Raw genomic sequence first — 17,479 nt, forward strand, 5'->3', positions numbered from 1 at the left:
CGTGCCCACAGGCACGACGGATCGGCGGACGACGACCCGGCCCGCCCTGCGCCGGGCCCGACGGCGCGACGCGCGCGCCGCACTCCTCTTCCTCAGCCCGTGGCTGCTCGGCTTCGCGATCTTCACGGCTTGGCCCGTGCTGTACAGCGGGTACCTCTCGCTCACCGACTACGACGTCCTGAACGACCCCTCGTTCGTCGGGCTCGACAACTACCGCGAGCTCTTCGAGGACCCCAAGGTCACGCTCGCACTGCGAAACACGTTCTTCTACGTCGCGGTCCAGGTACCGCTCTACGTCCTCGTCTCGCTCGCACTGGCCCTCCTGCTGAACACCGCGAGCCGCCGGTCGGCCGGGTTCTTCCGGACGGTGTTCTACCTGCCCAACATGACCCCGCCCGTCGCCGTCGGCGTCCTGCTGCTGCTCGTCTTCAACGGCCAGAACGGCCTGATCAACGAGCTGTTGGGCGCGATCGGCATCGACGGTCCGGCGTGGACGACGGACCCGGACTGGGTGAAGCCCGCGATCATCCTCACCTCCCTGTGGTCGACCGGCAGCTCGGTGATCATCCTGTTCGCCGCGCTGCGCAACGTGCCGCAGGAGCTGTACGACGCCGCACGCGTCGACGGCGCCAACGCGTGGCAGCGCCTGGTGCGGATCACGGTCCCGATGATCTCCCCCGCACTGTTCTTCGTGTTCGTCGTGAACACCATCGCGGCGTTCCAGACCTTCACGGAGGCGTACACCGCGTTCTTCGGGTCGGGGAACACCACCTACAGCAACGACGCCGCGCTGTTCTACGCCATCTACCTGTTCCAGCAGGCGTTCGAGTTCCTCAACATGGGCTATGCGTCCGCGATGGCGTGGGTGCTGTTCGTCATCATCATGGTGATCACCGCCATCCAGCTGCTCGTGTCCCGCCGGCTCGTCTACCTGGAGGGGGACCAGTGACCGCTCCCCTGCGCGCCCCCGTCCAGCCCACCGTCGCCGCGGCCACGTCCACCGCTCGCGGTGACGACCCGGGCCGCGACGCCCACGACCCGGCAGCGCGTCGCGAGCGGTCGCCCGAGCGTCGCCGACCCCTGGCGGTCCGGATCATCACGACGGTCCTCCTCCTCGCGTGCGCCGTGGTCTTCACGTATCCGTTCCTGTGGCTGCTGAGCGCCTCGCTCAAGCCCCGCGGCGAGGTCTTCGACAACCGTCTGCTGCCCGAGACCCTCACGTTCGAGAACTACCTCGACGTGTGGCAGGAGGCGCCCATGCTCCTCTGGCTGGGCAACACGCTGCTCGTCACGGTGCTGGCGGCGGTCACCGTGACGGTCTCGAGCGCCCTGGTCGCGTGGGGCTTCGCGTACTTCCGCTTCCGCGGGCGCGGTGCGTTGTTCGCCCTGGTGCTCGCCACGATGATGCTGCCCGGCGCGGTCACGATGATCCCCACGTTCCTGATCTGGAACTCGCTCGGGGCCGTCAACACGCTCACCCCGCTGTGGGCCGGGAACCTGTTCGGGAGCGCGTTCTACATCTTCCTCCTTCGCCAGTTCTTCCTCGGTCTGCCCCGGGAGATATTCGAGGCCGCTCGGGTCGACGGCGCGAACAACTGGCGCATCTTCTGGCAGATCGCGATGCCGCTGACGCGTCCAGCACTCGTAGTCACCCTGATCTTCGAGTTCCAGACGGCGTGGACCGACCTGATGCGGCCGCTGATCTACCTGCGCGACTCGGACAAGTTCACCATCCCGCGTGGGCTCAAGTCGCTGCTCGACCAGTTCGGGTTCGGGGGCGAGTGGCACTGGGAGATCGTCATCACGGCGAGCGTCCTGACCACCATCCCGATGATCGTGTTGTTCTTCCTTGCCCAGCGCCACTTCGTCGAGGGCGTCGCGACTACCGGCACCAAGGGCTGACGCCGGCGACGCGCCGAACGCACACACCGCCGTTTGTCGACTTCGTACAACGACCGGCCGTATGCTCGACGCCATGTCACGTCCCGCCACGGATCCGGTCGACCCGGCAGCCGAGTCCGAGCCGCTCCGGCGGGTCCGGGAAGGCACCGGTCTGCTCACCACCGCGGCGCTGCGCCGCGTCGACGCCGAGCTCGCCTGGCACCGGGAGCTGCCTGCCGAGGAGCGGTCCTGGATGGGCCTCGTCGTGCAGGCGGCAATCACGTCGTTCGTCTCCTGGTACGCCCAGCCCACGGGAGCCCCGACCGGCGTCTCTGACATCTTCGCGTCGGCTCCCCCCGAGCTCACCCGGACCATCTCGCTCCAGCACACGCTGCAGCTCGTGCGCGTGATCGTCGACGTCGTCGAGACCCACTCCGACCACCTGGCCGTGCCGGGGGGCGAGCGGGACCTGCGCGAGGCGGTGCTCCGGTACTCCCGCGAGGTCGCCTTCTCCGCCGCCGAGGTCTACGCCCGCGCCGCCGAGGTGCGCGGCGCGTGGGACGCCCGCCTCGAGGCGCTCGTCGTGGACGCCCTCATGCGCGGGGAGTCGGACGACTCGCTGCGCTCACGCGTCGCTGCGCTCGGCTGGAGCGGCCACGGCAGCGCGCTCGTGATGGTGGGGACCACCGAGACCAAGCTCGACGACGTCAAGGCGGCGGAGCTGCGGCGCGCGACCCGCCGCGCCGTGGGTGACTCGCTCGTCGGCATCCAGGCGGACCGCGTCGTGCTCGTGCTGGGCGGTGCGGGCGACCTGCTCGAGGCGGCCCAGTCGCTCGTCCCTCGGTTCGGCCCAGGCCCTGTGGTCATCGGTCCGCTGGTCCCGGACATCGCGGAGGCCGGGCGCTCGGCGACGGCCGCCCTCGCCGGCATCGCCGCGGCGCGGGCGTGGCCCCAGGCGCCGCGCCCGGTGCAGGCGGACGACCTCCTGCCCGAGCGCGTGCTGATCGGCGACCTCTCGGCGCGTCACACCCTGATCGACCAGGCCTTCGAGCCGCTGCGCGCGAGCACCGGCTCGGTGCTCGAGACGCTCTCGGCCTACCTCGGGACGGGCCGGTCGCTGGAGGCCGCGGCGCGGTCGCTGTACGTGCACCCCAACACGGTCCGGTACCGCCTGCGCAAGGTCGCGGAGCTCACGGGCTGGGACCCGCTCGACGCACGAGAGTCGTTCGTGCTCCAGGTCGCGCTCGCGCTGGGCGAGCTGCAGGACGGACCCACGCCCTGAGCCGGCGGCCGGAGTCAGCATCCGTTTGTAGGAAGCGCACAACATCGTCGGACGACGTTCGTGCGCGTCGCAGCGCGCACCTGGACCCTGCGACGGGCAAGGTTGACGAGTGATCGCCGCACTGTGCCCTGGACAGGGCTCCCAGACCCCCGGAATGCTCGCCCCCTGGCTCGAGCTGCCCGGCGCCAGCGAGCGCCTCGGCGCGTGGAGCGAGGCTGCCGAGCTCGACCTCGTAGCGCTCGGGACGACCGCCGACGCCGACACGATCCGGGACACTGCGGTCGCCCAGCCGCTCATCGTCGCGGCGTCGCTGCTGTCCTACCGCACGCTCGCGTCGGAGGTCGGTGACGTCGTCGGCCTCGTGGCTGGCCACTCCGTGGGCGAGCTGAGCGCGGCGGCGGTCGCGGGCGTGCTCGACGACGCCCAGGCGATCGCCCTGGTCGCTGCACGTGGCCGCGCCATGGCGCGGGCCGCGACCCTCGCGCCGTCGGGCATGAGCGCCGTCGTGGGCGGCGACCCCGACGAGGTCCTCGCCGCGATCACCGCGGCCGGCCTGCACGCGGCAAACGTCAACGGAGGCGGACAGGTGGTCGCCGCCGGCGGGACCGCCGAGCTCGAGGCGCTCGCCGCTGCCCCACCCACCCGCGCCCGCGTGATCCCGCTGCCGGTCGCCGGCGCGTTCCACACGCCGTACATGGACGCCGCTCGGGACGAGTTCGCGGCGGCGGTCCACGCGGTCACCGCACGCGACCCGCGCCTGCCCCTGCTCTCCAACGCCGACGGCGGCATGATGCCGGCGGACGGAGCCGCCGTGCTCGAGCGCCTGCTCGCCCAGGTCACGGCGCCGGTGCGCTGGGACCTGTGCCAGGCCACCCTGGGCGAGTCCGGAGCCACCGCGCTCATCGAGCTCGCCCCCGGGGGCGTGCTCACCGGCCTGGCCAAGCGCGCGCTGCGCGGCACCCCCGCCGTCGCGATCCGCACGCCCGAGGACCTCGACGACGCGCTCGCGCTCGTGCGTGCCACCCCTGCCCCCACCACAGACGAGGAGCGCGCGTGACCTCGCGCCTGCGCCAGACCACCGGCCCCGCCCACACCGCGATCCTCGCGATCGCCGGCGTCCGCGGCGACAACACCGTGACCAACGACGACATCGCTGGTCCCATCGACTCGTCCGACGAATGGATCCGCCAGCGCACCGGCATCGTCACCCGACGCCGCTCGGGCAGCGAGGTGGACGTGCTCGACCTCGCCGAGGGTGCAGCCCGCGCCGCGCTCGACGCCGCGGGCCTGACGGGCGCCGACATCGACGCCGTCATCCTGTCGACCGTGACGTACTTCCACCAGACGCCCGCCGGCGCCGCGGTCATCGCCGACCGCATCGGCGCGACGCCCGCCGCCGCGTGGGACATCTCCGCCGCGTGCGCTGGCTACACGTACGGGATCAACCAGGCCGACGCGCTCGTGCGCTCGGGCTCCGCCCGGCACGTCCTGGTGATCGGCGCGGAGAAGATGAGCGACTTCATCGACCCGACCGACCGCTCGATCTCGTTCCTGCTCGGCGACGGCGCGGGCGCGGCGATCGTCGGCCCGTCCGACACGCCGGGGATCGGGCCCACGATCTGGGGCTCCGACGGCTCCAAGGCCAGCGCGATCGGCCAGACCCACTCGTGGCAGGAGAGCGCCGGCGTCGCGAAGGCCCCGTGGCCGACCCTGCGTCAGGACGGCCCCAGCGTATTCAAGTGGGCGGCGTTCCAGATGGCACCCGTCGCCGCCCAGGCGATCGAGGCCGCCGGCCTGACGGCGCACGACATCGACGTCTTCCTGCCCCACCAGGCGAACATGCGGATCATCGACCAGATGGTCAAGCAGCTGCACCTGCGCGACGACGTCGTCGTCGGGCGGGACATCGTCGACACCGGCAACACGTCGGCTGCGTCCATCCCCCTGGCAGCGGAGCGTCTGCTGCGCGAGGGCGCCGCCAAGTCCGGCGACGTCGCCCTGCAGATCGGGTTCGGCGCTGGCCTCGTCTACGCCGCCCAGGTCGTCGTCCTTCCCTGACCGACCCGCGCCATCCCACAGACCTTCCGTCCGACCGACCACCCGCACCATCAACCCAAGGAGCACCCCCATGGCACACACCGAGCCTGAGATCGCCACCGGCCTCGCCGAGATCGTCGCCGAGGAGACCGGCCTGCCCGCCGACTCCGTCACCGCCGAGAAGTCCTTCACGGACGACCTCGACATCGACTCGCTGTCGATGATGACGATCGTCACCCACGCCGAGGACCGCTTCTCGGTGACCATCCCCGACGACGAGGTCAAGAACCTCGCGACCGTGGGCGACGCCATCGCGTTCATCGCCGGCGCCCAGGCCTGAGCAGTCCCGCAGGCACCTCGGTGGGGCGGGACCTCCCGCCCCACCGCAGCCCCATCCCACCCTGGAGGACCGATGTCCCACCGTCCTGACGTGGTCGTCACCGGCCTGGGGGCCACCACGCCCCTCGGTGGGGATGTCCCCACCACCTGGAGCGCTGCCCTCGCCGGCCGCTCCGGCGCGCGCACCCTCGAGAACGACTGGGCAGAGAAGCACGGCATCGCGGTGAACTTCGCCGCGAGCCTGGCCGTCCGTCCCGAGGACGTCATGCCGCGCCCCGAGATCAAGCGGATGGACCCCTCGGCGCAGTACGCGGTCATCGCGACGCGCGAGGCCTGGGCCGACGCCGGCGCCCCTGACGTCGATCCCGAGCGTCTGGGAGCGGTCGTCTCGTCCGGGATCGGCGGCATCCAGACCACCCTCGACGCCTGGGACACCCTCCGTGAGCGCGGGGGGCGTCGCGTCCTGCCGATGACCATCCCCATGCTGATGCCCAACTCCCCGGTCGCGTACGTCGAGCTCGAGGTTGGCGCGCAGGCAGGCGCCCACGCCCTCGTCTCCGCGTGCGCCTCCGGTGCCGAGGCGATCGGGTACGGGATCGAGATGATCCGTTCCGGGCGCGCCGACGTCGTCGTGGCGGGAGGCACCGAGGCATCCATCCATCCGCTGCCGATCGCCGCCTTCGCGGCCTCGCGCACGCTCTCGACCCGCAACGACGATCCCGCAGGGGCGTCCCGGCCGTACGACACCACCCGCGACGGCTTCGTGCTGGGTGAGGGAGCCGGGATCGTGGTGCTCGAGAGCGCCGAGCACGCGCGGGCCCGCGGTGCGCGGGTCTACGCGCGCCTGAGCGGTGTCGGCCTGAGTTCGGACGCGTACCACCTCACCTCGCCCGAGCCCGCGGGCCGCGGCCAGGTCGCGGCGATGCGCCGGGCCCTCGCGGACGCCGGCCTCACGGCCGCCGACATCCACCACGTCAACGCCCACGCGACGTCGACGACGGTGGGCGACCTCATCGAGGCCCGTGCCGTGCGCGAGCTCCTCGGCTCCGCCGCGGACCAGGTCGCGCTCTCCGCGACCAAGTCGATGACCGGCCACCTCCTGGGCGGCGCCGGTGCGCTGGAGACCATCTTCACCGTGCTCGCGCTGCACGAACGCACCGCCCCGCCCACGATCAACGTCAGCGACCCCGACCCCGAGCTCGACCTGGACCTGGTGCGCGACGCGCCACGCCCGCTCGGCGACGGGCCGCGCGCCGCCCTGAACAACTCGTTCGGGTTCGGCGGGCACAACGTCGCCCTGGTGGCGCAGACGGTCTGAGTCCAGCGTCCCGAAAGGTGACAAAGCAGGTCTCACGGGGCGGACGAATGCGGGGATTCTCACTTTTCACCCGCTTGCCTCCGAAAGTTCTCGCGCTCGGATGCCGATACTCGTCTAGTTCCCCGGGCAGCTCGGGGGTGACCCCGGGGGACACGGGGGACAGAGAGGGGCGGGCCTCGCGGCTCGTCCCTCTCGTCGTCCCCGCAGACGTCAGCCCACGCGGTGCAGCCACCGCACCGGAGCGCCGGCCCCGGCGTAGCGGAACGGCTCGAGCTCGTCGTCCCACGCCTGGCCGAGCGCGAGGTCGAGCTCCTGCCTCATCCGGTGCGCGTCACCGGCGTGCTCCAGCACGGCGCGCACCCGGTCCTCGGGGATCACGACGTTGCCATGCACGTCGGTCGCTGCATGGAAGATCCCGAGCTCCGGCGTGTGGCTCCAGCGCGAGCCGTCGGCGCCGTAGCTCGCGTCCTCGGTCACCTCGTAGCGCAGGTGAGTCCAGCCACGCAGGGCAGACGCGAGCTTCGCTCCGGTACCCTGCGGGCCCTGCCACGAGTACTCGGCCCGGAACATGCCGGGCGCTGCCGGCTGCTCCGTCCAGTCGAGGGCGACGCGCACGCCGAGGACGTTCGCCGCCGCCCATTCCATGTGCGGGCACAGCGCACGGGGCGCTGAGTGCACGAAAAGGACACCGCGGGTCATAGAACCAGCCATGTTCATCCTCCCAGAGTCGAGGTTCGTCTTCCCCAACGGCCTCGTATCGGCAGGATTCTCACGGTCTCAACGGCGTACGGGCCCATCATGCCCTACGTCCCGGGTGAAAAGCGAGGGCATCGCCCCGCAGCGTGGCTCAGAGCTGTTCGCGCAGGGTGCGCATCGCCTTTTTGCGCACGCTGCGCTCCAACCGATCGATGTACAGGTAGCCGTCGAGGTGGTCCACCTCGTGCTGCAGGCAACGGGCCATCAGCTCCGTGCCCTCCACCACGACCGGCTTGCCGTCGAGGTCCGTGCCCTCGACCTTGGCGTACCAGGCGCGCTTGGTCGGGAACCACAGGCCGGGCACCGAGAGGCAGCCCTCGTCACCGTCCTGGTACTCGTCCTCGGACAGCTCGGTGATCCGGGGATTGAGGACGTAGCCGATCTCGTCGTCGATGTTCCAGGAGAACGCCCGGAGGCTCACCCCGATCTGGTTCGCCGCCAGCCCGGCACGGCCCTCGTGGTCGACCGTCTCGAGCAGGTCCTCCACGAGCCCCCGGACGCGGGCGTCGATCGTCGTGATCGGCTCGCACGGGGTGCGCAGCACGGGGTCTGGGAGCACGCGGATCTCTCTCATGGCCATGGGCCAGATCATTTCACGGAACCGAGCGCACGCATGCACCAGCAGCGGCTCCGGTGGCGAGCCGCTGCTGGCGCTGCGATCGTGGAAGGGCAAGTCACCGACAACGAGAGGGAGACCCACATGAGTCGCGTGGAAGAGTCGATCGAAGTCAACGTCCCGGTCCGTACGGCCTACAACCAGTGGACGCAGTTCGAGTCGTTCCCCCAGTTCATGACCGGCGTCGAGTCCATCACGCAGATCGACGACACCCACAACCACTGGGTCACCTCGGTGGGAGGCGTCAAGCGGGAGTTCGACACCGAGATCACCGAGCAGACCCCCGACGAGCGGATCGTGTGGACGACCGTGGCTGGCGAGACCAAGCAGCACGGCGTCGTGACCTTCCAGTCGCTCGACGCCACCACGACGCGCGTGACCACCCAGATCGAGTGGCAGCCCGAGGGGCTCGCGGAGAAGGTGGGCGACGCCATCGGTGTCGACGACCACCGGGTCAAGGCAGACATGAAGAAGTTCAAGGAGTTCATCGAGAGCCGCGGCGTCGAGACAGGTTCTTGGCGCGGCGACGTCGACTGAGCCGCACGGACGACGACGGCCGGGCGTCCCACCGGAGAGATCCGGGGCGCCCGGCCGTTGGTGTGCCCGGCTCGGGTGCGCCCGGCCGGCGTCGGGGCTCAGCGCGCGTCACGACCGGCGTCCGGCTAGCGTCTGGCCATGAGCACCGCACCGTCGCCCGCTGCCCGCGGCGTGGACCGCGCCGTCCGCTGGTACCAGGAGGTCATCTCCCCGCGGAAGGGATGGTCCTGCGCCTACCGCGTCGCCCACGGGCCCGAGTCCTGCTCCAGCGCCGTTCGACACATCGTCCGACGCCGCGGACTGCTCCGCGGCGTCGTCCCCTCGGTGCTGCAGCTCGCTGCGTGCTACCAGCCGGCACGCCTGCTCTCGACGACGAACGTCCAGGGCGTGTGCTGCTGCGGCGGCATCCCTGTCCCGTTCCGCTTCCGGCGCTGAGTCGGCCGGTCACTGCAGGCGCGCGAGGAAGTCCTCCAGCAGCGGCCCCGCGGTCGTCGACCCGTACTCCCCCACCTCGACGAAGACCGCCACGGCGAGGTCGCCTTGCGTCGCGATCATCCACACGTGGTTCTGCGTGTCACCGGAGGGACCGAACTGGGCCGTGCCGGTCTTCGCGCCGATCTCCTCACCGGGAACGTCGGCGAGGAACGTCGCGCCGCCGTCGGTGACGACCGCGCGCATCAGGGCACGCAGGGATGCGGCCTCCTCCTGGGACAGCGGAGCCGCCGGCTCGCTCGCCGCGGGGGCGTCGTCGGCCACGACGAGCCGCGGGGTCACGAGCGTGCCCTCCGCGACGGACGCGGCGACGGTCGCCATGCCGAGGGGCGAGGCGAGCACCCGGCCCTGGCCGATCATCGACGCCGCGTGGTCGGTCCCGGTCGAGTCGGCCGGCACCTCTCCGAGGAACGCGCTGTATCCCAGCTCGGTCTGTCCGGTCAGCCCGAGTGCGGTCGCGGCGTCGGCGACCGCGGCGGGGGTGACGTCGTCGCGCGCCCCGATGAACGCGGTGTTGCAGGAGTTCGCGAACGCGGTCCGCAGCGGCACGTCACCGAGCGCGTCCTGCGGGTAGCCGGGGAAGTTCTCGAACTCGCGCCCGTCGACGGTGATCGTCGCGGGGCACGCGACGGTCGACTCCGGCGTGGCTCCGCTGCGCAGCCACGCCAGACCGGTGACGACCTTGAAGACCGACCCGGGCGGGTACTGGCCGAGCGTGGCCGTGCTCAGTCCGCCACCGCCGGGGCCCGAGGCGGCCGCGAGCACCTCGCCCGTGGAGGGCCGGAGGGCGACGATCGCGGACGCCGGCTCGACGTCGTCCAGTACGGCCTCCGCCTCCTGCTGGACGTCGAGGTCGAGCGTCGTGCGCAGGTCCGCGCCTGCGACGGGCTCGACGCTGAACAGGTCCCGCGTCTCGCCGTCCGCGGACCGGGCCAGCACGGTCAGGCCCGGGCTGCCGCGCAGCAGCGCGTCGTGCTGCAGCTGCAGACCGCTGAGCCCCGCCGTGTCCCCCGCGACGACCGAGCCCTGGGACGCCTCGATGATCTCGGCCGTCGCCTCCCCGGCGGTGCCCAGCAGCGGCCGGGCGAACGTCCGCGTCGGCGCGAGCGGCAACGTGTCCGGCACCGCGACCGCCGTGGGCGCGCTGGTGAGCTCGGCGATGTCGTACGCGTCGTCCTCCTCGCGCACCACGATGGCCTGCACGAAGGCCTTGGGTCCGGCCGCGGCGACCTGGGCGGCGAACGCCTCGCCGTCCATCTCGAGCGCTTCCGCAAGCTCACGCGCGTCGGCTTCCTGCTGGTCCGCCTCGCCGCGCGTCTTGTCGATGCCGATGCGCTGCACCGCGCGGTCCTCGACGATCGGGGTGTCGCCTGCGCCGAGGACCCGGCCGCGCTCCGCCCGCACCCGCTCACGCACGAGGGTCTCCCCGGGTGCGAGCCCCGGCGCGAGCAGCGTGGGTGACCAGCTCGCGAGCCAGGCCTCGGCGTCCTCGTCCCACGTCAGGTACGCCTCGGTCGCGTAGGTCCACGGCTCCGCCGCACCCAGGTCCCATGCGAGGTCGAGGGTGGCGACGGCGCGGTTCTCGTCCTCGGTCGCGACGGTGACGGACGCGACCGACACCTGCGGCGTCGCGGGCTCGAGGCCAGCGAAGGCGGCGGCGCGCTGGTCCGCGGCGCCCTGCGCGGTGACGCCGTCCGCGAGCGCGACGTCCGCGAAGGAACCCGAGCTCAGGGCTGCGGCGAGATCCTGCGCCTCGCCCGCGGGGCCCGGCCGCTCGGGCGTGCAGGCCGTGAGTCCGAGCAGGGCTGTGACGACCAGCGCCACCGCGCCCCGCTGAGCCGTCCTGGTGCGTGCAGTGCTCACTTCTCCCCCTGTCGTCGCGCGACCGGTCACGCTCGTCGGACCGGCGCCTCGACCAGGGTAGGCCCCGCCCCACCTCCCTATGCTGAAGGCATGACCAACGACGAGCCGGACCCGCAGGACCACGACTGCGCGGTCGACCGGGTCGACGCCGGGGTCGAGATCATCGAGCCGCGGGACGTGCCCCTCGGCGGCCCCCGAGCCATGACCGTGCGGCGCACGCTCCCGTCCCGGCAGAGGTCGCTCATCGGCCCCTTCTGCTTCGCCGACCACTACGGTCCCGACGCCGTGAGCGCCTCCGGCGGCATGGACGTCCCGCCCCACCCGCACACCGGGCTGCAGACCGTCACCTGGCTGTTCGAGGGGCGCGTCCTGCACCAGGACGCCGTCGGCTCGGTGCAGGAGGTACGCCCCGGCCAGCTCAACCTGATGACCGCGGGGCACGGGATCTGCCACTCGGAGGAGGGCACGGTCCGCCGGTTCCCCGACCAGGACACGCTGCACGGCGTCCAGCTGTGGACGGCGCTGCCCGAGGCCACCCGGCACGGAGAGCGGGCGTTCGAGCACGTCGCGGACGTGCCGACCGTGACGGTCGACGGTGCCGAGGTGCAGGTCTTCATGGGGAGCCTGGGCGGGGTGACCTCCCCGGCTCGCGCGGACACTCCCCTGGTCGCTGCGCAGGTCGACGTCCCCGCCGGGGCGCACGTGCGCCTCCCCCTCGAGCCGGCGTTCGAGCACGGCGTCCTGCTCGACGTCGGTAACCTCACCGTCGCGGGACATCACGTCGCCTCCGCCGAGCTCGCCTACCTGGCTCCGGGGCGGGACCACGTCGAGCTCGCCGCCGGTGCGGCGGGTGCGCGCCTCGTGCTCCTGGGCGGCGCGCCGTTCACCGAGGACATCCTGATGTGGTGGAACTTCGTCGGGCGCTCGCACGAGGAGATCGTCGCGGCGCGCGACGAGTGGCAGGCCGCCGTGCGCGGCGAGGCCCACGGCGTCGCCCGGTTCGGTCAGGTCACCGGCTACCCCGGCCCGCCGCTCCCGGCGCCCGAGCTGCCACACGTCCGCCTGCGACCCCGCAGCCGCCTCTGACCCTCGCCGGCCAGCCGACGCAGGTCAGACGACGCGGGTCAGACGACGGGTGTCAGCCGCGGGTTGCCCACGCACCAGGCGAGGGACTCTCGCACGGCGAGAGGGACGTCGTCGGGCTCGATGCCGAGCACGGCGCTGAGCGCCGGGTCGCTCACGGCGTCGCGGTCCTGGAAGCGCGCGCTGTCGGGCAGGTGGATGCCGTGCTCGGCCCCGCTGAGCGCGGCCTGCTCCTGCGCAGCCTCGTACCCGGGCAGGACGGCCTCGAGCGGGACGACGACGACGTCGTCGGGGTCGCGCCCGAGCGCCTCGCAGCACAGCCGGTAGAGCTCTGCGTACGTCAGGTCGTAGCCGTTGATCGGGTAGCGCCCGCCGTGCGCGCCGTGCTCCATGGCACCCACGGCGGCCTGGGCCACCTGGCGCACCGTCACCGACGACGTCGCCCCACCGAGCACGGGGACGACGCCGGTGCGTCCGGCCACCTGGTCAAGGAACGTCTGCCACAACGGGCGCTGGCCAGGGACGAGCCCGAAGATGTACGGCAGGCGCAGGGCCATGACGTCCATCGCCCCGTCGCCCTCGAGGTGCGCGACCTCCTCCTGGGCGAGGCGGGTGCGCGGGTAGCCGTTGCGGTCGCGGTAGCCGAGGTCGGGCCACTGCTCGGCCCACTGCGCGGTGTACGAGCCGAACAGCACGAACCTGCGCACGCCGGCCTGCCGGGCCAGGCGCGCGACCCGCTGGGTCGGAAGCACGTTGGCCTCGTAGAAGAAGCGTGCGGCCGGAGCCGGCGGCACTGTGCGCTCGTCGGCGCCGATCGCGTAGAACACGGCGTGCTTGCCGTGCAGGAGGGCGAGGACCTCGTCGTCGGGCATCGTCGTGACGTCCCCGAAGTGCGCGATGCTCGTCGCCGGCAGGAAGCTCGTGTCCTCGGTCGGCAGCGACAGCGTCGTGACGCCATACCCGCGGCGCAGCAGCTCGAGGCTCGTGTGGTAGCCCAGGAGGCCGGTGCCTCCGAGGACCAGGGTGTCGGTCATGTCAGCCTCACGTCGCTGGGGGAACTGATGACTCGACGCTACGTGCCCGCCCGCGGGTGCCTCCGGGCTCAAGGTCCCACGGGCCCCCGCCGGGCACGGGAGAGCGCACCGGTCCAGGACCACCTTCGGACGCAGAAAGGCCCCGGCTGCCTGGGCTGCCGGGGCCTTCTCGCTGCTCCCGCGACTGGACTCGAACCAGTGACCGTCCGATTAACAGTCGGATGCTCTGCCAACTGAGCTACGCGGGATCGATCGCCGTAGCGACCGGAGAAAACTCTATCAGGCTCACAGGGGTAGTCCGGACGCCTCGCGGAGGCGCGCCTCGCAGGCCCCGACGACCCGCGCGGTGTCCGGATCAGCAAGGTTCACCCGGGCGTCGCCGATCACCTGGGAGAACAGCTCGCCGCTCGGCCGACGCCGCACGGCGACCCGCGCGACGGCCCCGCCCGGGAGCTTGAGCGACTCCGCCAGGACGACGGATGACTGCACCTGCTCGCGCAGCACCAGGGTGAGCTGCGCCGCGGTGTCGTCGGCGAACACGAGCGCGCTCGTGCCGGTCCCGTCCGCCCACGAGACCGTCAGCGTGCGCGTCTCGGGGTCCAGCGACGCGCGGTCGACGTCCACCCACTCGCGCGCGCTCGCTTCCGCGGCGCCCGACGACGTCACGATGAACGAGCGGGTCGCGGCGACCCAGCCACCGTCAGCAAGGTGCGCGACGGCGAGCGGTCGCTCGTGCGTGAGCTGCCGCAGGAGGGCAGCGGCGTCCGGGCTCAGGGAGGGGCGTGCGCGCATGGCCCCACCGTACTCCGGGCACGCGGTAACCTTGGCGGCGCGCAGGCGAGGCCCGCGCGAGGGGCGTTAGCTCAGTCGGTCAGAGCAGCGGACTCATAATCCGTCGGTCCTGGGTTCAAGCCCCAGACGCCCCACCGTGCCCGTCACCACGCCCGTCCGTTGGGCGGTCAGTCCCGCTGGCTCGACTCCCGCAGCACCCGGCGCCGGCCCTCGAGGTCGAGCAGGTCCCGGAAGACCCGCCCGTACTCCTCTGCCTCACGCTCGGCGTCCGTACGCTGCAGCCGCGACCGGAGGTCGGCGATCTGCCGGGTGATCTGCATCTCGACGAGCGAGCGCACCACCCCGCGGACGTACTCCTCGATCGCGCTCTCGCGGTCCTCGGGCAGCGGAGCGACGGCCAGCTCACCGATCAGCGTCACGACGGGCGGGGACGCTTCCTCGAGCACCTTGCCCACCCAGGTCGCCGGCTCGGCCGCGCCCGCGACGGTCACTCCCCCGGCCGCGCGGATCGCCTCGTGCACGGCACGCCAAGCGGGGACCGAGAAGGCGTCGGGGCCGAGGTCGTCGAAGTCCGGTGGCGTGTGCACGGGGTACTGGAGCACCACCTCCAGCACCTGACGCTCCAGGCGGGCGACCGGGTCAGAGCGGTCGGGCCGGTCCCCCGTGGCGGGCCGGGACTGCTGGCCGCCGTCGCCGCGGGAACCGTCACCACGGGAACCGTCGCCCCGAGAGCCGTCGCCCCGTGCGCCCCGCGCCTGGTCGCGGCCCTCGCCCCGCCCGTCCGCGCGCCCACCGGCAGCCTCGCCACGCCGAGCCGCGTCGGTGACGGCCCGCCGCACGCTCTCGTGATCCATGCCGAGCCAGCCCGCGAGCTCGCGCGCGTACTCGGGCCGCAGCGCCGTGTCGCGGATGCCGGCGACCACCGGGGCGGCCGCGCGCAGCGCGTTGACGCGCCCCTCGGCGGTCTCCAGGTCGAACGTCGCGAGGGTGGTCCTGATGACGAACTCGAACAGCGGCTGGCGGCCGTCGACGAGCGCCTGCACGGCCTCTGGGCCGCGCGCGAGGCGCAGGTCGCACGGGTCCATCCCGGACTGCTCCACCGCGACGAAGGTCTGTGCGTAGAACCGCTGGTCCTCGCCGAACGCCCGCATCGCGGCCTTCTGCCCGGCGGCGTCGCCGTCGAACGTGAAGATGATCTCTCCGCCCGAGGACCCGCCCGCCAGACGCAGCCCGGCCCCGGCGTCGGTGTCCCCCACGAGCCGTCGCACCACCCGCACGTGGTCGCCGCCGAACGCGGTCCCGCAGGTGGCCACGGCGGTGGTCACGCCGGACAGGTGGGCCGCCATGACGTCGGTGTACCCCTCGACGACGACGATCCGCTTGGTCTTGGCGATCTCGCGCTTGGCGAGGTCCAGGCCGTACAGCACCTGCGACTTCTTGTAGATGGGTGTCTCGGGCGTGTTCAGGTACTTGGGGCCCTGGTCCTCGTCGTAGAGCTTGCGCGCCCCGAACCCGATGGTCTCGCCCGTCACGTCGCGGATGGGCCACACGAGCCGGCCGCGGAACCGATCGTAGATCCCCCGGTTGCCCTGCGACACGAGGCCCGACGCCGTGAGCTCGGCCTCGGTGAACCCGCGCCCGCGCAGGTGCTTGAGCAGGGCGTCCCAGCCCGTGGGGGCGTAGCCGACGCCGAAGTGCTCCGCCGCCGCGCGGTCGAAGCTGCGCTCGGCCAGGAAAGTCCGCGCCGCGCCCGCCCCAGGCGTGAACAGCTGCTCGGCGTAGAACTGGGCCGCGACGCGGTGCGCCTCCATGAGCCGGTGGCGCTGCCCAGGCTCGCCGCTGCGGCGCGGCCCGCCGCCGTCCTCGTAGCGCAGCTGCACGCCGAACCGCTCGGCGAGGTACTCGACGGCCTCGGTGAAGGCCAGCCCGTCGATCTTCTGCACGAACGAGATGACGTCGCCGCCCTCGTTGCAGCCGAAGCAGTGCCAGCGGCCGACCTGCGGACGGACGTGGAACGACGCCGAGCGCTCGTCGTGGAACGGGCACAGCCCTTTGAGCGAGCCCACCCCTGCGGGCTTGAGGGTCACGTGCGCGCCCACGACCTCGTCGATCCGGGCGCGCTCCCGGACCGCGTCGACGTCCTCGCGCTTGATCAGGGCCACGCGTCAGACCCCGCTCATGAGCGCCCGCGGCCGGATGTGCCGGGCGTGCCACTGCGCGGCCGACACGTCGGTGAGCGAGGCGACCTGGTCGATCACGACGCGCAGGCGGGCGTCGTCGTCCGCCGCCTCCTGCCAGTCCGCGGCGAAGGTGGGCTCGAGCGCGAGCGGCGCGCGCTCGGACAGCACGCGCACCAGGTCGCGGATGATCTCGCGCTGGCGCATATACAGCGGCTCGCTCTCGCGCGGGGCCATCACGTAGGCGACGGCGACGCCCTTGAGCACGAGGATCTCCGCGGCGGTGTCCTCAGGGACCACGAGGTCGGCCGCATAGCGCGTCAGCGGGCCGTCGCCCGCCGCCGCGCGGGTGGCGTCGTGCGCCTCGCGGCAGAACCGGCCGATCAGCCCGCTCGTGGAGTCCTTGAGCTCGGCGAGCGCGCGCCGGGTCCCGTCGAACTCGTCGATCCACAGGCCGGCCTGGTCGAGGCGGGTCATCGCGGCGTCGAGCTGGTCGGGCGTGAAGCGGTCGCCGTACCAGGTGGTCACGGCCTCGATCACGCGCGAGCGCTCGGCGTCCTGGCTCATCAGCCCGAGGTCGAGCTTGCCGCCGACGATCGCGTCCTCGACGTCGTGCACGGAGTAAGAGATGTCGTCGGCGAGGTCCATCACCTGCGCCTCGAGGCACTTGCGGTTCGCGGGCGCGCCTGCGCGGAGCCACTCGAACACCGGGACGTCGTCGGGGTAGACGCCAAACTTGTGCGTCAGGCGCCCTTGGGGGCCCTCCCACAGGCGCCACGGGTACTTGACCGACGCGTCGAGGCTCGCGCGCGTCAGGTTGAGGCCCGCTCCGGCGCCGTCGGGCCCGAAGACCTTCGGCTCGAGGCGCGTCAGGAGCCGCAGGGTCTGGGCGTTGCCCTCGAAACCGCCGATGTCGCGCGCGACGTCGGCCAGCGCGCGCTCGCCGTTGTGCCCGAACGGCGGGTGGCCGAGGTCGTGCGCGAGGCACGCGGAGTCGACGACGTCGGGGTCGCACCCCAGCTGCTTGCCGAGCTCGCGCCCGACCTGGGCGACCTCAAGCGTGTGCGTGAGGCGGGTGCGGATGAAGTCGTCGCTCGACGGCCCGAGCACCTGCGTCTTGGCACCCAGGCGCCGCAGCGCCGAGGAGTGCACGAGCCGCGCACGGTCCCGCTCGAACGGCGTGCGGGCCTTGCTCTTGGGTGGCTCGGGGAGCCACCGCTCGAGGTCGGCGGCGCTGTAGCCGGGGCGGGAGTCGGTGTGCACGAGGCCCAG

At 72.5% G+C, this 17,479-nt stretch carries 17 protein-coding genes and 2 tRNA genes; 11 read left to right on the forward strand and 8 right to left on the reverse strand.

Going from position 1 to position 17,479, the window contains the following annotated elements; genetic code table 11:
• The first annotated feature begins 1 nt into the window (after position 1).
• The 7 genes from BMZ30_RS07500 to fabF all read left to right on the forward strand — a co-directional run bounded on the left by BMZ30_RS07500 (position 2) and on the right by fabF (position 6,857).
• The gene (locus BMZ30_RS07500) at positions 2-949 is read left to right on the forward strand and encodes a carbohydrate ABC transporter permease (protein ID WP_093376773.1); all 948 of its coding nucleotides are present in this window, start codon (positions 2-4) and stop codon (positions 947-949) included.
• Positions 946-1,902 (forward strand): carbohydrate ABC transporter permease, encoded by a 957-nt coding sequence (locus BMZ30_RS07505; RefSeq protein WP_229828516.1) that lies wholly within the window; start codon positions 946-948, stop codon positions 1,900-1,902. The genes BMZ30_RS07500 and BMZ30_RS07505 overlap by 4 nt, the downstream gene beginning before the upstream one ends.
• 73 nt (positions 1,903-1,975) lie before the next feature.
• A complete protein-coding gene (locus BMZ30_RS07510; RefSeq protein WP_093377418.1) occupies positions 1,976-3,163 on the forward strand; it encodes a PucR family transcriptional regulator in 1,188 nt (395 codons plus the stop codon).
• A 109-nt stretch (positions 3,164-3,272) separates the two neighbouring features.
• Positions 3,273-4,220 carry an ACP S-malonyltransferase gene (locus BMZ30_RS07515; RefSeq protein ID WP_093376776.1) on the forward strand — a complete coding sequence of 316 codons (948 nt, stop codon included), beginning with the start codon at positions 3,273-3,275 and terminating at the stop codon, positions 4,218-4,220.
• Positions 4,217-5,221: a beta-ketoacyl-ACP synthase III gene (locus BMZ30_RS07520; RefSeq protein ID WP_093376778.1), complete on the forward strand. Its 1,005-nt coding sequence runs from the start codon at positions 4,217-4,219 to the stop codon at positions 5,219-5,221. The genes BMZ30_RS07515 and BMZ30_RS07520 overlap by 4 nt, the downstream gene beginning before the upstream one ends.
• Positions 5,222-5,291: 70 nt before the next feature.
• The gene (locus tag BMZ30_RS07525) at positions 5,292-5,540 is read left to right on the forward strand and encodes an acyl carrier protein (protein WP_093376781.1); all 249 of its coding nucleotides are present in this window, start codon (positions 5,292-5,294) and stop codon (positions 5,538-5,540) included.
• 72 nt (positions 5,541-5,612) lie between these two features.
• On the forward strand, positions 5,613-6,857 hold the full coding sequence (gene fabF / locus BMZ30_RS07530; RefSeq protein ID WP_093376782.1) for a beta-ketoacyl-ACP synthase II: 1,245 nt from the start codon (positions 5,613-5,615) through the stop codon (positions 6,855-6,857).
• Between the two features lie 210 nt (positions 6,858-7,067).
• On the opposite strand, the gene BMZ30_RS07535 is transcribed toward fabF, so the two are convergent.
• Together BMZ30_RS07535 and def are read right to left on the reverse strand one after the other, a co-directional pair.
• Complete coding sequence (locus tag BMZ30_RS07535; protein WP_093376785.1) at positions 7,068-7,568, reverse strand: DUF3145 domain-containing protein; 501 nt, start codon at positions 7,566-7,568, stop codon at positions 7,068-7,070.
• A 136-nt stretch (positions 7,569-7,704) separates the two neighbouring features.
• Entirely contained in the window at positions 7,705-8,193 is a 489-nt protein-coding gene (gene def / locus BMZ30_RS07540; protein ID WP_093376788.1) for a peptide deformylase, read from the reverse strand.
• A gap of 120 nt (positions 8,194-8,313) precedes the next feature.
• On the opposite strand from def, the gene BMZ30_RS07545 reads away from it, so the two are divergent.
• Together BMZ30_RS07545 and yidD are read left to right on the forward strand one after the other, a co-directional pair.
• Positions 8,314-8,766: an SRPBCC family protein gene (locus tag BMZ30_RS07545; protein WP_093376792.1), complete on the forward strand. Its 453-nt coding sequence runs from the start codon at positions 8,314-8,316 to the stop codon at positions 8,764-8,766.
• A gap of 138 nt (positions 8,767-8,904) precedes the next feature.
• The gene (yidD, locus tag BMZ30_RS07550) at positions 8,905-9,201 is read left to right on the forward strand and encodes a membrane protein insertion efficiency factor YidD (protein WP_093376794.1); all 297 of its coding nucleotides are present in this window, start codon (positions 8,905-8,907) and stop codon (positions 9,199-9,201) included.
• 9 nt (positions 9,202-9,210) lie between these two features.
• Here yidD and BMZ30_RS07555 read toward each other — a convergent pair whose 3' ends face one another.
• Positions 9,211-11,121, reverse strand: a complete 1,911-nt coding sequence (locus BMZ30_RS07555) for a penicillin-binding transpeptidase domain-containing protein (protein ID WP_229828515.1) — start codon at positions 11,119-11,121, stop codon at positions 9,211-9,213.
• 90 nt (positions 11,122-11,211) lie between these two features.
• Between BMZ30_RS07555 and BMZ30_RS07560 the strand changes: the two genes are divergently transcribed.
• Entirely contained in the window at positions 11,212-12,207 is a 996-nt protein-coding gene (locus BMZ30_RS07560) for a pirin family protein (protein ID WP_093376800.1), read from the forward strand.
• 38 nt (positions 12,208-12,245) lie between these two features.
• Here BMZ30_RS07560 and BMZ30_RS07565 read toward each other — a convergent pair whose 3' ends face one another.
• The 3 genes from BMZ30_RS07565 to BMZ30_RS07575 form a co-directional block, all read right to left on the reverse strand.
• A complete protein-coding gene (locus tag BMZ30_RS07565) occupies positions 12,246-13,238 on the reverse strand; it encodes an NAD-dependent epimerase/dehydratase family protein (protein WP_093376805.1) in 993 nt (330 codons plus the stop codon).
• A 175-nt stretch (positions 13,239-13,413) separates the two neighbouring features.
• Positions 13,414-13,486: transfer RNA gene (locus tag BMZ30_RS07570), tRNA-Asn, on the reverse strand.
• 37 nt (positions 13,487-13,523) lie between these two features.
• A complete protein-coding gene (locus tag BMZ30_RS07575; RefSeq protein ID WP_093376808.1) occupies positions 13,524-14,030 on the reverse strand; it encodes a hypothetical protein in 507 nt (168 codons plus the stop codon).
• A gap of 60 nt (positions 14,031-14,090) precedes the next feature.
• Between BMZ30_RS07575 and BMZ30_RS07580 the strand changes: the two genes are divergently transcribed.
• A tRNA-Ile gene (locus BMZ30_RS07580) sits at positions 14,091-14,164 on the forward strand.
• Between the two features lie 33 nt (positions 14,165-14,197).
• Here BMZ30_RS07580 and dnaG read toward each other — a convergent pair.
• Both dnaG and BMZ30_RS07590 read right to left on the reverse strand, forming a co-directional pair.
• On the reverse strand, positions 14,198-16,192 hold the full coding sequence (dnaG, locus tag BMZ30_RS07585; RefSeq protein ID WP_093376810.1) for a DNA primase: 1,995 nt from the start codon (positions 16,190-16,192) through the stop codon (positions 14,198-14,200).
• 3 nt (positions 16,193-16,195) lie between these two features.
• Positions 16,196-17,470 (reverse strand): deoxyguanosinetriphosphate triphosphohydrolase, encoded by a 1,275-nt coding sequence (locus BMZ30_RS07590; protein WP_093377421.1) that lies wholly within the window; start codon positions 17,468-17,470, stop codon positions 16,196-16,198.
• Positions 17,471-17,479 lie beyond the last annotated feature (9 nt).

The sequence above is a fragment of the Flavimobilis marinus genome (assembly GCF_900113055.1).
Classification (GTDB): Bacteria; Actinomycetota; Actinomycetes; order Actinomycetales; family Cellulomonadaceae; genus Flavimobilis; species Flavimobilis marinus.